The organism is Anaeroglomus insulsum (assembly GCF_050689095.1).
Lineage (GTDB): Bacteria > Planctomycetota > Phycisphaerae > Sedimentisphaerales > Anaerohalosphaeraceae > Anaeroglomus > Anaeroglomus insulsum.
The window spans coordinates 1-16,851 of record NZ_JBOGCL010000024.1 but is presented as its reverse complement, the minus strand read 5'-3'; the positions used below and the strand labels follow the sequence as shown (position 1 = coordinate 16,851).

General features: G+C 52.8%; 15 protein-coding genes. 11 read left to right on the top strand and 4 right to left on the bottom strand.

The genetic code is table 11. The features are described from left to right. The 7 genes from ACQ9LF_RS13650 to phoU all read left to right on the top strand — a co-directional run. Positions 1-397, top strand: a 397-nt coding sequence (locus ACQ9LF_RS13650; RefSeq protein WP_462489973.1) for a hypothetical protein, incomplete at its 5' end; no start/stop codon positions are given. 448 nt (positions 398-845) lie between these two features. Then, a complete protein-coding gene (locus ACQ9LF_RS13645) occupies positions 846-2,078 on the top strand; it encodes a putative porin (RefSeq protein WP_462489972.1) in 1,233 nt (410 codons plus the stop codon). An 80-nt stretch (positions 2,079-2,158) separates the two neighbouring features. Beyond that, positions 2,159-3,007, top strand: a complete 849-nt coding sequence (locus ACQ9LF_RS13640) for a phosphate ABC transporter substrate-binding protein (RefSeq protein ID WP_462489971.1) — start codon at positions 2,159-2,161, stop codon at positions 3,005-3,007. A 49-nt stretch (positions 3,008-3,056) separates the two neighbouring features. After that, positions 3,057-4,049, top strand: coding sequence for a phosphate ABC transporter permease subunit PstC (gene pstC / locus ACQ9LF_RS13635; protein WP_462489970.1), 993 nt, complete (start codon positions 3,057-3,059; stop codon positions 4,047-4,049). Further along, the gene (gene pstA / locus ACQ9LF_RS13630; protein ID WP_462489969.1) at positions 4,046-5,707 is read left to right on the top strand and encodes a phosphate ABC transporter permease PstA; all 1,662 of its coding nucleotides are present in this window, start codon (positions 4,046-4,048) and stop codon (positions 5,705-5,707) included. The genes pstC and pstA overlap by 4 nt, the downstream gene beginning before the upstream one ends. Before the next feature lie 190 nt (positions 5,708-5,897). Further along, entirely contained in the window at positions 5,898-6,788 is an 891-nt protein-coding gene (pstB, locus tag ACQ9LF_RS13625; protein ID WP_462489968.1) for a phosphate ABC transporter ATP-binding protein PstB, read from the top strand. A 23-nt stretch (positions 6,789-6,811) separates the two neighbouring features. Beyond that, the gene (gene phoU / locus ACQ9LF_RS13620; protein ID WP_462489967.1) at positions 6,812-7,477 is read left to right on the top strand and encodes a phosphate signaling complex protein PhoU; all 666 of its coding nucleotides are present in this window, start codon (positions 6,812-6,814) and stop codon (positions 7,475-7,477) included. Between the two features lie 99 nt (positions 7,478-7,576). Here the strand turns inward: phoU and ACQ9LF_RS13615 are convergent, their stop codons facing one another. Together ACQ9LF_RS13615 and ACQ9LF_RS13610 are read right to left on the bottom strand one after the other, a co-directional pair. Next, a complete protein-coding gene (locus tag ACQ9LF_RS13615) occupies positions 7,577-8,617 on the bottom strand; it encodes a DUF4056 domain-containing protein (protein ID WP_462489966.1) in 1,041 nt (346 codons plus the stop codon). 214 nt (positions 8,618-8,831) lie between these two features. Continuing rightward, positions 8,832-9,458, bottom strand: a complete 627-nt coding sequence (locus tag ACQ9LF_RS13610) for an SOUL family heme-binding protein (protein WP_462489965.1) — start codon at positions 9,456-9,458, stop codon at positions 8,832-8,834. Positions 9,459-9,750: 292 nt separating this feature from the next. Here ACQ9LF_RS13610 and ACQ9LF_RS13605 point away from each other — a divergent pair, with 292 nt between their 5' ends. After that, complete coding sequence (locus ACQ9LF_RS13605) at positions 9,751-10,392, top strand: hypothetical protein (protein WP_462489964.1); 642 nt, start codon at positions 9,751-9,753, stop codon at positions 10,390-10,392. A 310-nt stretch (positions 10,393-10,702) separates the two neighbouring features. On the opposite strand, the gene ACQ9LF_RS13600 is transcribed toward ACQ9LF_RS13605, so the two are convergent. Beyond that, positions 10,703-11,335 (bottom strand): CBM96 family carbohydrate-binding protein, encoded by a 633-nt coding sequence (locus ACQ9LF_RS13600; protein WP_462489963.1) that lies wholly within the window; start codon positions 11,333-11,335, stop codon positions 10,703-10,705. Positions 11,336-11,687: 352 nt separating this feature from the next. Continuing rightward, positions 11,688-11,912: a TM2 domain-containing protein gene (locus ACQ9LF_RS13595; protein ID WP_462489962.1), complete on the bottom strand. Its 225-nt coding sequence runs from the start codon at positions 11,910-11,912 to the stop codon at positions 11,688-11,690. Positions 11,913-12,147: 235 nt separating this feature from the next. On the opposite strand from ACQ9LF_RS13595, the gene ACQ9LF_RS13590 reads away from it, so the two are divergent. From ACQ9LF_RS13590 to ACQ9LF_RS13580, 3 genes are all read left to right on the top strand, one after another. Next, positions 12,148-13,548 (top strand): RsmB/NOP family class I SAM-dependent RNA methyltransferase, encoded by a 1,401-nt coding sequence (locus ACQ9LF_RS13590; protein WP_462489961.1) that lies wholly within the window; start codon positions 12,148-12,150, stop codon positions 13,546-13,548. Positions 13,549-13,801: 253 nt separating this feature from the next. Then, positions 13,802-15,187 carry a chromosomal replication initiator protein DnaA gene (gene dnaA, locus ACQ9LF_RS13585; protein WP_462489960.1) on the top strand — a complete coding sequence of 462 codons (1,386 nt, stop codon included), beginning with the start codon at positions 13,802-13,804 and terminating at the stop codon, positions 15,185-15,187. Between the two features lie 60 nt (positions 15,188-15,247). Then, positions 15,248-16,603 (top strand): hypothetical protein, encoded by a 1,356-nt coding sequence (locus ACQ9LF_RS13580; protein WP_462489959.1) that lies wholly within the window; start codon positions 15,248-15,250, stop codon positions 16,601-16,603. Positions 16,604-16,851 lie beyond the last annotated feature (248 nt).

Below are 16,851 nucleotides of genomic sequence, written 5' to 3'. Positions count from 1 at the left end.
CAATAAGGACATTCTGTCATCTGAAAACAAGAACACTTTCTTTGTCTATTGGAAGCCGTGGTTCATTAATTTGTTAATATTTGCTTCGGAAATATCCCCCAAACTTATTGCCATGAATATTGTTCCTCTAGTGTATCATTTTATAGATGTCATGGAAGGAGATTATACAGATGAAAATGAAATGAACAATCAATATGGTTGGAGAGCACAATATGATGAAAACATAGCATCCTTGCTCTTTGAAGATAAGCTTCCAAATATTTTGAAATTAATATCGACGTTGTCTGAAGATGACTATATTAAATACGATATTGGAGACCGAGAAAAAGTTATCTTGGATTACGCTATAGTACATGCGAAACAATGGTTGTTGGACAAAAATAATCAATGTAATTAGTGCTGTATGAATAACTGGATTATATTGCCCTTAGAGGGCGTAGGGGGAGTGGGGAGAAATTAGAGGAATGCCTTCGGCATGGAATTTTACCCCAAGCTCGGAGGCTTGGGCTACATTTTACAAGCCCTTTGGGGCGGAATGGGGAGTGAATTGAGAAATCAAAAGTTCGTAATGTGTGGTTAATACAAGAATTGAAATATCAGAGGCAGTGGTACGGGGGGATTGCTTCTGCAACATCGGCACAACCGGCGGGGGATACGGTAATCAGGGCGGACACACAGGCCTGCCCCTGCTAACTGAAATCTAACAGTTTGCACACACAATCTTAATCTTACGCTCTTACTGTTGGCTGCGACAGAAGCGTTCGCATAAGTGGTTTATGCGATTTTAGACACCCCTTTTTTTGGAGGTAACGATGTTTGCAGGCAACAGAGCAAGGATGGCGGTATTGTTATGTTTGTTGGCGTCAGCGGCAGCAGTGCGCGCGGATGAAGTGGCCGAACTTCGTCAGCAATTGCAGGAACAGTACAAGGCGATTACGCAGATGCAGGCCAGGCTGGTCGAGCTGGAACAGGCTCAGGCAGCCCAGAACGAAAAGATGGCCACGATGAAAAAGGAGATGACGATCCCCGAGACGCTCAAATGGGTTGAGAAGATCAAGTTCTACGGCGACTTCCGATACCGCTACGAGAACATCTCCCAGGAAACCAACGGCTCCGGCGACGACGGGGTCAACCGCAACCGGATCCGTGTCCGGCTCGGTATGACGGCTCAGATTAACGATGAGACCAACTTCGATATGCGGATTGCCACGGGCAAGAACACCGACCCGACCTCGACTAACCAGAATCTTGGGGACAGCTGGACATATAAGGGCATCTGGCTGGATCGGGCGTATCTGACCTGGCAGCCCAAGTCCGTGGAAGGGCTGGCTGTGGAACTGGGTAAGTTCGGGACGCCGTTTATGCAGGTGGGCAAAAATCAGCTCCTGTGGGATGGGGACCTGAATATGGAAGGTGCTGCAGCCCTGTATAACCTGAAACTGAGCGACAGCCTGACGGCGTTTGCCAACGCGGGGGCGTTCTATGTCCGGCTGGATGATAACGACACCGATGAGCTGGGCATGTTCGGGGCACAGGGCGGCTTGACGGCCAGGCTGGATGATAACAATAAGCTGACCGGCGGTGTCGGGTATTATGATTTCGGCAATATCGTGGGTGAAACGCCGCTGGGCAATGGGTTTAAGGGCAACAGCAGCACCGGCGGCAGGTATGCCTATGACTACGACATTGTCGAGGCTTTTGGCGAATACGGGACCAGCATTGGCCAGCTGCCGGCCAGTGTGTATGGCGATTATGCGGTCAATACGGCCTCGGGTGTGTCGGAAGATACCGGCTGGCTGGTGGGGATGTCACTGGGCAAGTGCAAGGATCCGGGAAGCTGGGAATTCAGCTATGATTACCGTGATCTGGAGCGGGATTGTACCATTGGGACGTTTAACGATTCGGACTTTGTCGGCGGTGGTACCAACGGCAAGGGACATCGGTTTGGGGTGACCTATCAGTTGGCCAAAAATACCCAGGCCGGAGTGAGTTACTTTTTGAATGAAAAGGCCAACTCGGCGGGCAAGATTGAGGATGATTATCGTCGGCTTCAGGTCGATGTGATGGTGAAGTTTTAACGAATCATTAATGCAATGCTAACACAACGCTAACATTTTGTTAGTAAAAGACAGTAAGATTAATCAAGAAAGGAACCTGTATGAGAACGTTACGAAACAAGCTGATGGTGGCGGGGTTGTGTGTGATGTCGGTCTGCGGGCTGATGTCGGTAGTCAATGCGGCTGAAGAGACCAAGCAGACGCTGCAACTGGAAGGCTCAACGACGGTCGGGCCGATTGGCGATGCGTTTGCCGAGGCGTTTATGAAGTCTAATGGGTGTTCGATTACGGTCAAAAAAACCGGCTCTGGCGATGGTGTCGCGGCGCTGATTGACGGGCGGTGCGATATTGCGATGTCCAGTCGGTTTTTGAAGCCGGAAGAATTCAAGAAGGCTATCGATAACGGCGTGTACCCGGTAGCGCATACGGTGGCGATGGATGGCGTGTGCATCGTGCTGCATCCGTCGAATCCGATTAACGAGCTGACGACGGCCCAGATTGCCGATATTTATATGGGCAAGATCACCAACTGGAAGGAACTGGGCGGGCCGGATATGGCAATTGTGGCCATCAGCCGGGATACCTCCAGCGGGACCTATGAAGTATTTCATGAAAAGGTCATGAACAAGAAAGATATGGCGGCCAGTGTTGAATATGTCAACGCCAACCCGCAGGCACATGCCCGTGTCAAGACAACCCCCGGTGCGATTGGGTATGTGGGGCTGGGCTTTCTGGATAAAAATGTCAAGGCCATCAAGGTCGATGGCGTGACCCCGACCAAGCGGACGATTGCCCAGGGGACCTTTCCGGTCAGCCGGCCGCTGTTTTTGTTCACCAATGGCTATCCGAAGCTGGGATCACTGATTCACGCGTTCTGCATCTTCTACCTGTCCGAAGAAGGTCAGGAAATCGTGGAAGCCAAGGGCTTTGTGCCGCTGACGAACTATTAACAGATACTCCGTGAGGGGAGAATTGTATGGTGAGACACTGATGTCCGATATGGCAATACAAAATCAGAAAACCAAAAACGCAGCGGCTGAGTTTACCCGGCCGCTGCGTTTGAGTCCATCGCAGGATTTGGCCGGGTATGTGATGAGCCATCTGGGACGGATGATTCTGTTTTTGATAACGACGACATCGGTGGCGGCTGTTTTTTTGATTTTTTATTTTGTGATTCGTGAGTCGCTGCCTTTCTTTACGACTGGGGGAGGATCGGCGATTCTGGCACGTGTGCGGGAGTTTTTTACGGATGCGGCGTGGTACCCGTCGGCCCCAGAGCCGCGATATGGTGCGCTGGCGTTGATTGTGGGGTCGCTGTATGTAACGGCGGGGGCGCTGGTGGTGGCGGTGCCGGTAGGCCTGCTGGCTGGGGTGTTTTTGTCAGATATAGCGCCGTTTAGTCTGCGGCAGATTTGCAAGCCGGTTATTGAGATTCTGGCGGCGATTCCCTCGGTGGCTTATGGATTTTTTGCAGTGATGGTGCTGGCGCCATGGCTGCAGACGCGTCTGGGCTTTTCCAGCGGAACCAATGCACTGAATGCGTCGCTGATTTTGGCGGTGATGGCACTGCCGACGATTATCAGTGTGTCGGAGGATGCGATGACGGCGGTGGGGCGTGAGATACGCGAGGCGTCTTATGGACTGGGGGCGACGCGGGCGGAAACGATTGTGAATGTGGTGATACCGGCCGGGCACAGCGGAATCCTGGCGGCGGTGATCCTGGGTATGATGCGGGCGATTGGCGAGACGATGGTGGTGTGGATGGCGTCGGGCAATGCCAGCCGGATACCGTCTCCGTGGTGGGATTTGTCGCAGTCGATTCGCACGATGACGGCGACAATTGCCGGGGATATGGGGGAGACACCGAAGAATTCGGAGCATTATTACGCGCTGTTTACGGTGGGGCTGACGCTGCTGCTGTTTACGTTCAGTCTGAATCTGCTCAGTGAGTATCTGCTGGGCAAGGCCCGGGCCGGAGGGGGGCGACGATGAGAACCTGGCTTCGCCAAATTCTGGATAAGGGCTATACCATGGCGTCCGGGGGGGCGGTGGTGCTGATTGCGGCGGCGCTATTGGTGGTGCTGGTTCCGATGTTCGGGCGGGGTATGACGGCGGTGGTTTTCACCGAGACGGTGGAGTTTCGCCGATTGCAAAAGGACCTGCATGGGCGGGGGGATAATGAACATCTGGCCAGGGCACTTGCGGATGCAGCCGCGGCACGGGAGCCGATTTATACGATGCTGCTGGAATTCAGCGAGGGCATTGATACCGAGCCGCTGGTCAAGCAGGCTCGTGATGTCTATCAGAAATACGGCGAGTATTTGAATTATCATAATACGCCCAGGGAACAGTATGCCGACTATCGCAAGCTGGCCAAGGACGTTCGCGACAGGCTGGTGGATGCATTGGAAAGCGATGACCGGCAGACCGTACTGGAGAGTCTGGATGCGGTACTGAAAGAACAAGACAATCCGGCGTTTGCCGACTCACCGGCCAGGGAATTTTTCGCAATGGCCCAGCGGTATAAGAAGATTGCCGAGACGGTGGACTTGTCGCATCGGGCGGAGTACCTGACGAATCTGCAGGAGGTGACGGCGGCGATCCGACAGCTTCTGGGGCCGTTGCCCGGAGAGCCGACACCGCCCCTGTGGATGGATCAATACGGTGCGACACGTCTGGATACGGCGCTGAAGGCCCGGCATGCACTGCTGTATGATGAGCAGTGGACTTCAGATGGCCCGGGCAAACCCATGGTCAAGAAGATTGTCGCCCGCAAGGAACAATTTGCCGGCACACCGCTGGAGCCGCTGTTTGACCGGGTGGTGGCGGATTGGGATAAACTGCTGCAGCCGCGGCTGCGGATTTACTGGCAGTACTTTTTCGATGACTGGGTGAACAGCCATTATTTCGGGGGTGTTGGGCCGGAGATTCTGGGGACATTGCTATTGACACTGATGTCGATGTGTGTAGCGATTCCGCTGGGGGTGATTTCTGCGGCCTATCTGGTTGAATATGCGGGGGATACGGTCTGGATTAAGATTATCCGGATGTGTATTAATACGCTGGCGGGTGTGCCGAGTATTGTGTACGGGCTGTTCGGGCTGGCATTTTTCGTGATCACGATTAGTGCGATTGGCAAGCCGTGCATTCTGGCGGCGTCGCTGACGCTGTCGATTCTGGTGCTGCCGGTCATTATCCGAGCCAGTGAAGAGGCGATTCGTGCGGTGCCGCAGACGTATCGGGAGGCATCGCTGGCCCTGGGGGCAGGGAAGTTCCGGACGCTGGTGCTGGTCACGCTGCCGGCGGCAGGACCTGGAATCCTGACAGGGATTATCCTGAGCCTGAGCCGTGCGGCCGGCGAGACGGCGCCGATACTGTTTACCGGCGTGGTGGCGATGGGGCCGATTCCGAGTTTCGGGTCGCCGTCGCAGTGGATCGACAATCCGGGCAGCCTGCTGGGCTGGCTGTTTCAGCCGACACGGGCATTGTCCTACGGCAGTTACGATATCGCAGTAGGCGACCGCATTTCGATGCTGGCGCCGCATCAGCAGTTTGGCATGGCGATGACGCTGATTCTGCTGACTGTAGCCCTGAACGTGGCAGCGATACTCATTCGTTCCCGGCTGAGCAGGAAACTGCGAGGCTGCTGAACGAGACTGCCTTCGATTAATAATCAGTCAAAAGTTAAAATAAAAAATGAAGATTCGCCTGCGGCGAGGCTGAATAACTCAAGCACGGAGGCTTGAGCTACTATGAGAATAGCCCAGGCCGCTGAGGCTGAAATGATGCCGGGGCGAAACGAAACTTCAAGTAGAATTGCGATTGTTATAAAGCATGAATATGAATACAATGGATGTCATCGAACAGAACGAGAGGTCTTTGATGGAAACGCCTGATACTGTTCCGCTCAAAAAGACAGATGCCGGCCATGCGGCTCGTCCGCAGCAATTTGCCCCGGCGGCGGTTGAAAGCACGTCTGAGGCGGTGATTTCGGCCCGCGAGTTCAGTTTTTTTTATGGGGCCAAGTGCGGTGTGGATCGAGTATCGATGGATATTCGCAGCGGGTCCGTAACGGCGATCATCGGCCCCAGCGGCTGCGGCAAGAGCACGTTTCTTCGCAGCATCAACCGGATGAACGATCTGATTCCCGGCAGTCGGGCCGAAGGCGTGCTTGCCGTCAACGGCCATAATGTGTATGATAAACGGACCAATCTGGTGAATCTTCGTCAGCAGGTTGGGATGGTTTTTCAGAAGCCCAACCCATTTGCCAAGAGCATTTTTGACAATATCTGCTACGGGCCGCGTCTGCAGGGGATTCGCAGTCGGGGCAGGCTGGCTGAGATTGTCGAGAAATGTCTTCGGGATGCGGCCCTGTGGGACGAGGTGAAGGACGATCTGCATAAGTCGGCGCTGGCCCTGTCGGGCGGACAGCAGCAGCGGCTTTGTATTGCCAGGACGCTGGCAACCAAGCCCAATGTGGTGCTGATGGATGAGCCCTGTTCGGCACTGGACCCGATTGCAACGGCCCGCATCGAGGATCTGATTGCCCAGCTCAAAGGGTCCTATACGATTGTGATTGTCACGCACAATATGCAGCAGGCGGCGCGGGTCAGTGATGAGACGGCGTTTTTCTGCCTGGGCAAACTGGTCGAATTTGACAAGACCGAAAAACTGTTTACCAATCCGAGCAAGAAAGAAACCGAAGATTATATCACCGGTCGATTTGGATAATCGAACGATAAGGAGATCCCGACATGACCGTACATATGGCCAATGAAATCCAGAAGCTCAAGAGCAAACTGCTGTTTTTGTGTTCGCTGGTCGAGCAGAGTCTCTGGAAGGCCGTCAAATCGCTGCGTCAGCGGGATGGGGCGCTGGCCAAAGAAGTCATCGATGATGATGTTCTGATTGATCAGAACGAAGTGGATGTGGAAGAAGAATGTCTAAAGATTCTGGCCCTGCATCAGCCGGTGGCGATTGATCTGCGGTTCATTGTCACGGCACTGAAAATTAATGTCGACCTGGAACGTATCGGGGATTTATCAGTCAATATTGCCGAACGCAGTGAGTTTCTGGCCCGCCATGAGCCGGTGCCGATTCCGTTTGATTTTGAGCAAATGGCCCGGATTACCCAGCAGATGCTGCGTGACAGTCTGGATGCGCTGGTGAATATGAATTGCGCTCAGGCGCAGAAAGTGCTCAGGGACGATGACCAGGTTGATGCCATCAACCGCCAGATGTATGACCAGGTCAAGGTGGCCATTCAGGAACACCCGGAATTTATCGAGAGCCTGATTCATCTGCTCAGTGTCTCACGGCATCTGGAGCGGATTGCCGATCATGCGGTCAATATCGCCGAAGAGGTCATTTATATGGCCGAAGGCCGCATCATTCGCCATAAGACCGAAGATTATCAGTAATCAGGTGTTCAGGAGCCAGAGATACAGGGGGAGGTAGACAGCCCCACAGAATGGCCAGGCACGTGAGAAGCTCTTTTGATGGTTTTTGGCGGCCTGGTTCTATTCGACGACTGTGCATCCGATCTGGCGGCATTTGTCTTTGATGTACGCCAGAAATATCGGCAGATCATCAGGCATGCAGATGCGATTGCAGCCGCCGTCCGGACAGACGACTTTGAGAATCTGATCACGTTCAAATTCCTGCGGTCGGATATAGAGATCCATCGTGAAACCGTGTTTGTGGAACGATGTTAATGTGGGGACAGGATAAGATTGCGGCTGCGGCTGATCGCACATGGAAGGGACCAGCAGCGGTGTGATTTGTCCATCGTCCAGTCCAATGTCCATATTGCGCACTTTCATCGTAACCAGGATATTGCCTTCGAACCAGACGCCCCGCATGGCTTCGGCGGCGGCATGAGCTTCGGCGGCGGATACGATGCCCAGATATTCCATCTGGGCTTTGATCAGAGCCGTCATTGCCATGTCATAATCCTGTGGCCTGGTGCGGATGGCCTCGGCAGCCAGGCGAATGCCCAGCAGATTGGAATAATTGTCCTCCCAGGAAAACGCCGACGCAAACTCCGGCAGGAAGGCCATCGACTTATATCCGAAAAAGGTCAGCACTTCATGCCAGGTGACCATGGTAAATGTCAGATATTGTCCCAGTTCGAGGGCGACGTCCTGGGCAATTTGTTCCTTCTGCGAAGCGGGCAGGTCTTTCCAGTTTTTGGGGTATGTCAGCCGGATGTAATAACGGGATGGTTCGACATTGAGCTTGAAGGAGAACTGCCGGTCGGTCTTGAGCAGGCACTGTTTGGTTCGGTTGTACAGATAGCGTGTGTAGTCGGCGGCGATTCGCAGATGAGCGATGTCGATATGACCGCCGCGGCAGGTATAGACAATCCCGTTTTTCTCAAACAGGCCGTCATAATATTTGTGGTCACCGAGTGTACTGAGGTCCAGGAAATTGGTTCCGGGAGTTGAGGTTGCATAGCTGCCCAGCCGCGGTCTCGGCTCGTCGTTGATCGAGCAGCCTGGGACTGCCAACAGGACCAGAATCCCCCATGCCCATTTCCATCGATTTTTGCCTGACATCATCGCACATCCATAAAAAACCATCAATTACACCTTCTGTTATATCGGCATTCTCTTGATTTAGGGTGAGACAATTGCATATACCCCTAAAAATTTGGGTATATCCGCAGGCCAAGGTGATGGTTGAATAACACCCTGGGGCATTGCAGGGTTGCCTGCCCGGTGTCCTGACCCCAAACCGGTCTTTACACAGCCTGGTGCGGCAACAGCTTGTAAATTAGTCCACTGGAATCAGCACTTCGTTGCGTCGTAAAAACCAAAGCTGAAAGGGTGGGTCATACCGTGCAAAGATGGCCTGGTCTGTGGGGGTAAGTCCTTTTTCCTGGATGAAGGTTTCAAGGATGGTTTTCTTTTGTTCGTATCGTTTCTGGCTCCAGGTTCCCGAATACCGGATGGCGGCGATTTTGCGAGCAGGGACTTCTTTAATCACGACCGTTGGATCCAGGGGCTTGGGAATCGTTTCAAGGGTATATTGGGATGGCATCAGAAAACTGACGACAAACTTGCCTTGGGTTGGCTGCTGATTGACCGGGGCGGTCATGGCGATTTTTTCCGAAGTTGCGGTCTGGTTGACGGGTGCGGTCATCCGAATGGATTCTTGTGTTATGTTCTGGCCGGATATGTAGTTATAGAGTCGATTAAAGGCGATATTCCCCGCCTGGTCGAAGTCTGAATCCACCATGGTCTCGGCGATAATCTGGGGGGCATACTGCCGCAGCTCCAGAGGGCCTTTTTTTTCAAGAACGGTATATTTGGCTTTTTCGATTCCCACGGTCGCACACGATCCTATCCCTACAGGAAATATGAGTAATACTGCCAGTAGATAAAGCTTGTCTTTTTTCATAGGTAATGCTCCTGATATTCTATCGTTACTTCGAATTATGGAGGTATTTTGTTCTGGACAGAATTGGCCGGCCAGGAAATGTTTTGTCTGCGGCTGGGGAAGGCTGTGTAACTGCTATATTCCATATAATCTGCATATTCGTTTCTGTTTTTGGCAAAAGTTTGACTAAAAAGGCATTATATCGATTTGACACCCTTGAATCGTCCGCAACGAAGATGGTAACATAAGGCAATTGGATTTGGACAGGCGTTCTGTCTGGAATGAAAAAGCATGTGTTCGTTGTTAGGGGGATATGATGAAAACTATTTCCTTCGTTCTTGCGTCATTGGTGTTGGCTGCACCCCTTGCTGTTGGAGCTCCGACATTTTACACGGATTCGTCGGTATTTCATGCTATGACGCAGATTGTCGTCACCGAGGATTTCGAGTCGGTTGTTCCGAAGAATACGGCCCTGCCGTCCTTTACCAGCAACGGAATCACTTATGTTGGTCTGGCCGGGACCCCGTTTGCCAATGTCTGGGTGGCCAGCCCTGGTTATACCAATTTTGGTGTCAAGCCCACGACCAGCAGTGTACTGACTGCCAACGGCAATGAAGATTTCAGCGTGCTCATTCAGCTCAGTTTTCCGGCCAGCGCGGTGGCGTTTGATACCTATTTGAATCCGTATGGCCCCGCGACCATCACGGTAACGACCGCCGGGGGCCAGACGGGGCAGTTTGTTTTGTCGCATGATCCGACTCAGGTTGGCTTTTTCGGCGTGACCTCCAGCGACCCGATTACCAGTATTCGGTGGACAACCGTTAAAGGCAATGTTGTTAATACCGGCATCGACAATGTGCAGGTCGGCTATGTAGTTCCTGCTCCTGGTGCTCTGCTGCTGGGTGGGTTTGGAACAGCACTGGTTGGCTATCTGCGCCGCAGACATGCTGCATAATTAAAAGTACTTGATTTCTCAAAGGACTCCGGGCACAAGCTGTCTGGGGTCCTTTTTTTTGATCTGCACAATGACCGGTATTTTCATCAGACCTGTCAGGGAAGGAGTGGCCATTGCGGACTATTTGATTTTGCATCGATGCATCGATATGTTGGGGGTTGTTTTCCTGGATGCCGTTGAGTCGTGAAATGGCATGATCTCTGTGCCAGGGGTTTTGGGGAGGGGGGCGGTACTGTATCAGACAATGAAAAACCGCCGGGCGGTATTCCCGGCGGTTTTTTATACTACGGTGTGTCAACCAGTTTAAGGATTATTTTTTTCGCCGCAGCATCGGCAGGGCACCGAGGCCAAGCATGATTAAGGTTGCCGGTTCCGGAATGGCCACCGACAGGTAGGCGGCATTGGCTGTTTCGCCGCTGTCAAAGGTCAGGCTGCTGTAGCCTTTGCTCGGAAGGCTGAAGACAGCCCATTTGTGGCCTTTTTCAATATCAGACTGAATAGCACTGGTTACGTCGATGCTATACCATCCTGCCGAGGTCAGGATATCCGCGATTTTCACATCGCCGCCTAAGAGCTGACTGGCCAGGCCGGTCGCAGTGGATGAATTCGTGCGATGATAAAGCTGGCCGCCGGAGCCGGAGCATTCGGTGACATAGATATTTAAAGTGGCCTGCTGGACTGTTGCACCGGCAGGAACCGACGCCAGCGAAAATTGCATATAAACATCAGATGACGCTCCATAGGGGGCGTCATACCAATGGCCGGCCCAGTTGGATGTGGTACTGCCGTCAAATCCGGTACTTTCCCACGGGAAGCCATACCCATACCGAGCGCGTCCGCTATGGCCGTCGCCTTCGGGTGCTACTTTTGAAATGATTGTTCCGGCAGTGCACAAAGTAGTCAATGCACATGCCATTAACACAGCGCATAGTTTTTTCATCATTGATACCTCCTAAAAAGACTATTCTTGTTCGTTTATATGCTTCACGACAGTAATTGATTACCTGCCCATGTCAAATCACCGCCAGACCCCCATAGAAGACTGATGCTGAAACCTGAAGACCTGACCCCAGGCTGCGTACATGAGCTAAGGACAGAGTGTATCAAAAACGCAATAAAAAAGCAATCAGATGGATGTTTTTGGCGAAATAAATGCGAGATTTAGGCGCGGCAGCTTGGCCGGCAAGCGGTATAATCATTACAGACCGACTTCAAGGTGCATGGCTTGCTGTTTATAGGGCCTTGGAAAGCCTGCGCCGTGTGGTGCTAACAGCTACAGTGTCGGGTTGACTTGTTTATTTGCCCAGTTTGACGGCATTGCCGTTTGCGTCTTTAAAGGCACCAGCGATAAGGATAATCAGGTCGATCAGCCACCAGATTCCCAGTCCTCCGCAAGTCAGCAGGAACAAAATGCCGGTGCCGATTTTGCCGACATACATCCGGTGAAGACCAAATGGCCCCAGAAACAACATAAACAATAAACACGCAATGCCGCTCTTATCGGATGTATTTTGTGTCATGGCGCATCTCCTATTTTTAGGCACTTCTTTGACAGATTTATAAAGATTACCCTGCAACAGGATGAATTGTACCGAAAACCAACTCAATGGTAAAGGAAATTTGCTGTCGCGAGGATAATAGAAAATAGCATTTATGGATAAGAATATGGGATAAATGGCAGTCTCAGGTTGTTTGTCCGATTTGACAGGAGCAAATGTGCTTTGCATTTGACCAGGGGTGAATTATGATGGGGGAATGGAATCGAACGATGAGAAAATAGAGAAACACCTGCTGTCGGCACGTGGTGTGGCGGCGGAGGTCCTTCAGAAGCTGGACATCAGCCGACATGATACGTCCGCCCGGCTGGAACGGTGGATGGCCCGGACCGACCAGCGAGCGAGAGCGACGGACTTGGTTCATGGGGTTATCCGCAATCTGTCGGCGATTGACCTGGTTTTGTCGCAGACGGCCAGGATTCGGATGGAGCATACGGATAAAAAGATTTTAGCCCTTTTGCGGACAGGGACTTACGAATTGATTTATGTGCCCCGCACGCCGGAGTATGCGATCGTCAACGAGACTGTCGAAATCGCGGGCAGGCTATCGCGCAAGGCCGGGGGATTTGTGAATGCCGTTTTGCGTAATGTCCAGCGGGCCATTGAGTTACGGTCGGTGGCGCTGGCCGGACAGCCGCCGCGGAAGATTCTGCCTGCGGAGGCCCAGGCAGGCTGCCTGTTTAAAACAGACCTGTTGCCCGACCCCCAGCAGGATTTAGCACTCTTTCTGGGGACGGCGTTTTCACTGCCGGCGTGGCTGGTCCGGCGGTGGCTGGTCGAGTTTGGGCCGGAGGCGACAAAGCATATCTGTATTGCCTCCAATCGCCGACCGACGGTGGTACTTCGTCCCAATACGCTGCAGACAACGACCGCCGAGCTTGCCGCTGTGCTTGCGTCGGAAGGGATTGAGACAAGCCCGACGCCCGATGGGACGGGATTGACGCTCTTGCAGGCAGTGGATATTACGGGGCTGAGTGCTTTTGAAAAGGGCTTGTTCTTTGTGCAGGATCAAGCGGCATATGAAGCGATCCATTTGCTGCCAGTGCAGGCGGGCTGGAGGATTCTGGATTTATGTGCGGCACCGGGCACCAAGACAGCGGTTCTTGCGGGTTTGCTGCGAAATACCGGTCAGCTTTATGCCAGTGATGCGGACAAAGTTCGTCTGCAAAAAGTGCGGCAAAATTGCCAGCGATTGAAGCTGGGCGATGTTGATATCATTGAGCCGGAACATCTCAAATCGTTTCTTGCCTCCAAACCCAGGATTGATGCGGTGATTGCGGATGTGCCGTGTTCAAATACCGGCGTATTGGCCCGGCGGTGCGAAGCTCGCTGGCGGCTGGAAGAAAAAGCCATTAGGGCATTAACTGCGGTCCAGAAACAACTTCTGCATCAGGCGTTATCGATTGTCCGGCCCGGCGGATATGTGTTGTATTCGACATGCAGTATTCTGGCAGAGGAAAACCAGATGCTGGTGCGGAGCGTCCTGGCTGAGCGTCAGGATGGGCATTTGTTGAAAGAACATGTAATGGTACCGCAAACCATCAGGGCAGATAGAATGGATCATGACGGCGGATACGCGGTATCAGTATTGAAAACGTGATTTTTGCAACCAGTTTCCACAGGTTATCCACAACCGTGGTTTGCGTCGTTAATAGAGTGTTAAAAACATTTTTTTTTTGTTCGTAAGTACTGGTGTCTGCAACGCCTTTTCGGTGTGGAAAAGAATCTGTTAAAATCCCAGTTGAAACCGTGCTTGAACACGTCTATGATTTGCCCCATGCGGATGACTACAGGAGGACCTGTATCGATGAGTAACTGCTTTGTTAAACAACACTAAACCCTTGGAGTAAACGATGCAGATTTCGTTCACGGAAGAGACGAAAGCGATTTCCGACTTTATCGCCCAGTCTGTTGGTGAGGCAAAATATAAAATCTGGTTTAAGAACAGTTCGCGTTTTACGCTGACCGAACAGGGTCTGGACATTGCGGTTCCCAACAGCTTTATTGCAAGCTGGATTGAGACTCATTTTGCCAAAGCTATTCGTGAGGCGATGAAGGCGGTAACGGGGGCAGAAGGGCCGGTGCAGTTTTCGATTGATTCGACGCTGGTGCCATCGCCGCGCAAGGCCCCTGCAGCCAAGACGCGTCCCATCGTAACAGTCGAAGGTGTCACCCGGCAGACCGAGTTTGTCCCTCCGCTGAAACTGACTTTGGATACGTTTGTGGTGGGTGAAAAAAATCAACTGGCGTTTAATGCGGCCAAAACGGTGGTTCGTGAGGAGAAAAGTCCGTTTAACCCGCTGTTTTATCATGGCGGATATGGGGTGGGCAAAACGCATCTGCTGCAGGGCATTTGCAATGAATATGCCCGCAGCCGGCCAGGGGCCAAGTGGATGTATGTGTCGGCGGAGGATTTTGCCAATCAATATGTACTGGCCCTCAAGACGCAGAAGCTGGAGCAATTTCGGACGCGGTTCCGCAATCTGGACCTGCTGGCGATAGATGATATTCATTTTCTGGCCAATAAATCCGGGATGCAGGAGGAATTTCTGCATACCTTTAATAGTATCGATTTGGCGGGCAAGCAGATTGTGCTGGCCTCGGATGCGCACCCCAAGCAGATCAGCCAGCTTTGCGACAAGTTAGTCAGCCGGTTTGTGTCGGGGATGGTGGTGCGGATCGATTCACCGGACTTTGAGACGCGATGCGAAATCTGCCGTCGGAAGGCGGCGTCGATGAAGCAAAAACTCAGTGAGGAGGTGATTGCGATTCTGGCTGACCAGGTTACCACCAGCGTGCGTGAGCTGGAGGGGGCACTGCTCAAACTGATTGCATTCGGTTCGGTGTGCGGGCAGAAGCTGACGCCGGCGGCGGCGCGGGAGCTGTTGTCGGAACATATTATCCGCAACGATCCGGTGGTGCACAGTGCCGATATCACATCGGCGGTGGCGGCGTATTTCGGCGTCAGCACCAATGACATTCATTCGAGCAAGAAAGACCGTTCTATCAGTCTGGCCCGGTCGTTCTGCATGTTTTTGACACGGCGGCTGACCAAGATGTCGTTTCCGGAAATCGGCAAGACGCTGGGGGACAAGAATCATGCGACGGTGATTCTGGCCTGCCGCAAGATTGAACAGGCCGTCGAGACCAATCAGCGGCTGCAATGGAAGACCGAGGCAGGGTTCCGTAACGCCCCGGCCAAGGATGTCCTGCAGGAATTGCTCGAATCCATTCAGTAACACCATTTGCGGCGGCGTCCCGGGATTGCTATGATGGCCATCGCATAAAAGGACTTCGCGATGGGAAAAGAGTGGTTTGTTTTCGGCGTAGGTGTGATGCTTGCGTCGGCGGTATGTCTTGCTCAACAGCAGGATACGGCCGAACGGATGAGCTGGCTGGATAACGGGCAGATTAAGCTGGGCGTGGATTTGAATCTCGGCGGTGCGGTGACGTATCTGGCCGATGCCAAAACCGGCGAGAATCTGATCAACAGCTATGACTGGGGGCGGCAGGTGCAGATGTCGTTTTATTCCGGGCCGAATCCGTTTATCCCGGCGGGCAAGAAAATCCAGCCCCATTGGCAGGGATTGGGGTGGAATCCGATTCAAGCGGGGGATTGCTTTGGCCACCGTTCCAAAGTCCTTAGGCATACCAACGACGGCACAACGATTTATGTCCAGTGTGTCCCGATGATCTGGCCGCTGGAAAACGTGCCGGGGGAATGCACGTTTGAATGTATCTTCCGGCTGGATGGCCGGGCGGTACAGGTGACCAGCCGATTGACTAACACACGTTCCGACAAGACCTGGTATGGGGGACGCGATCAGGAATTGCCGGCGGTTTATACCAACGGGCCGTATCATAAGCTGATGACCTATACGGGCGACAAGCCCTATACCGGCGGTGCGCTGGTTGAGATTCCCAAGAAACCCGGTGCCAGCGGAATTTGGGCGGATCCGTGGAACGCGACGGAGAACTGGGCGGCGTTAGTCAATGACGACGATTTCGGGCTGGGGGTGTGGCATCCGGGCGTGTATCGATTTATTGGCGGGTTTGCCTGCGGCCAGCCGGGTCAAGGCGGCCCCAGGGATGCGCCGACCGGATATATCTCGCCGATTCATCGGGAGATTCTGGACTGGAATATCGTCTATGAGTACCGGTATGTTCTGATTGTCGATTCATTGAGCAATATCCGCAAGTACATTTATGCCCATGCCGACAAAGTGTCGCTGCCGCGATATGATTTTACGAAGGACCGGCAGCACTGGATTTATACCAATGCCCGGGATACAGGCTGGCCGATTCTGGGGTATCTGGAGATTCACGCCGATGGCAATGATGTGCAGCTTTACAGCCCGGAGACATTCTGGCGGGCCGAGCCGAGACATAAACTGGTGATTACTGCAGCGGGAAAGAAAAACGATGCGGTGAAAATGTATCAGGCTCAGGTTTTCTGGAAGACAGCGGGCGATGCGTTCAGTGAGAAAAACAGCCTGCGTTTTTCTATTGCAGCCGATGAATCATTTGCGACCTATACGCTGGATATTGGAGCCCATGCGGGGTATCAGGGCGTGATTACGGGGCTGCGGCTGGATCCATTTCATACGGCGGAGGCAGATGAGTGGGTTCGGATTCGGTCGATTGAGATTCGGTGAGGGCTATGGAAAACAACCTTGTGTTGCCCCGCTGGGGCTTTGAAAAAAGCCAGATTGCTTTCCGGGCGTTTCCACGCCCGGCTATTTTCTTTCGCCCCTTTGGGGCTTTATTTTTTTTGCCTGTCCGGAGGCTTACGCCTCCGGCTATGAAACTTAGGACCCCTCCGGGGTCAAAATAATGGTCTGTTTTCGACATCGCTTAGTCTGACATTACAATCGCAAAGGCCGGTCATTCTATATGTTCTATT

Excerpts from the sequence above, each read along its gene's own strand:
- ACQ9LF_RS13615 (WP_462489966.1), bottom strand. The coding sequence starts at position 8,617 with ATGATGTCAGGCAAAAATCGATGGAAATGGGCATGGGGGATTCTGGTC.
- ACQ9LF_RS13600 (WP_462489963.1), bottom strand. The coding sequence starts at position 11,335 with ATGATGAAAAAACTATGCGCTGTGTTAATGGCATGTGCATTGACTACT.
- ACQ9LF_RS13610 (WP_462489965.1), bottom strand. The coding sequence starts at position 9,458 with ATGAAAAAAGACAAGCTTTATCTACTGGCAGTATTACTCATATTTCCT.
- ACQ9LF_RS13640 (WP_462489971.1), top strand. The coding sequence starts at position 2,159 with ATGAGAACGTTACGAAACAAGCTGATGGTGGCGGGGTTGTGTGTGATG.
- phoU (WP_462489967.1), top strand. The coding sequence starts at position 6,812 with ATGACCGTACATATGGCCAATGAAATCCAGAAGCTCAAGAGCAAACTG.
- pstB (WP_462489968.1), top strand. The coding sequence starts at position 5,898 with ATGAATACAATGGATGTCATCGAACAGAACGAGAGGTCTTTGATGGAA.
- ACQ9LF_RS13605 (WP_462489964.1), top strand. The coding sequence starts at position 9,751 with ATGATGAAAACTATTTCCTTCGTTCTTGCGTCATTGGTGTTGGCTGCA.
- pstC (WP_462489970.1), top strand. The coding sequence starts at position 3,057 with ATGGCAATACAAAATCAGAAAACCAAAAACGCAGCGGCTGAGTTTACC.
- pstA (WP_462489969.1), top strand. The coding sequence starts at position 4,046 with ATGAGAACCTGGCTTCGCCAAATTCTGGATAAGGGCTATACCATGGCG.
- ACQ9LF_RS13580 (WP_462489959.1), top strand. The coding sequence starts at position 15,248 with ATGGGAAAAGAGTGGTTTGTTTTCGGCGTAGGTGTGATGCTTGCGTCG.
- dnaA (WP_462489960.1), top strand. The coding sequence starts at position 13,802 with ATGCAGATTTCGTTCACGGAAGAGACGAAAGCGATTTCCGACTTTATC.
- ACQ9LF_RS13595 (WP_462489962.1), bottom strand. The coding sequence starts at position 11,912 with ATGACACAAAATACATCCGATAAGAGCGGCATTGCGTGTTTATTGTTT.
- ACQ9LF_RS13590 (WP_462489961.1), top strand. The coding sequence starts at position 12,148 with ATGGAATCGAACGATGAGAAAATAGAGAAACACCTGCTGTCGGCACGT.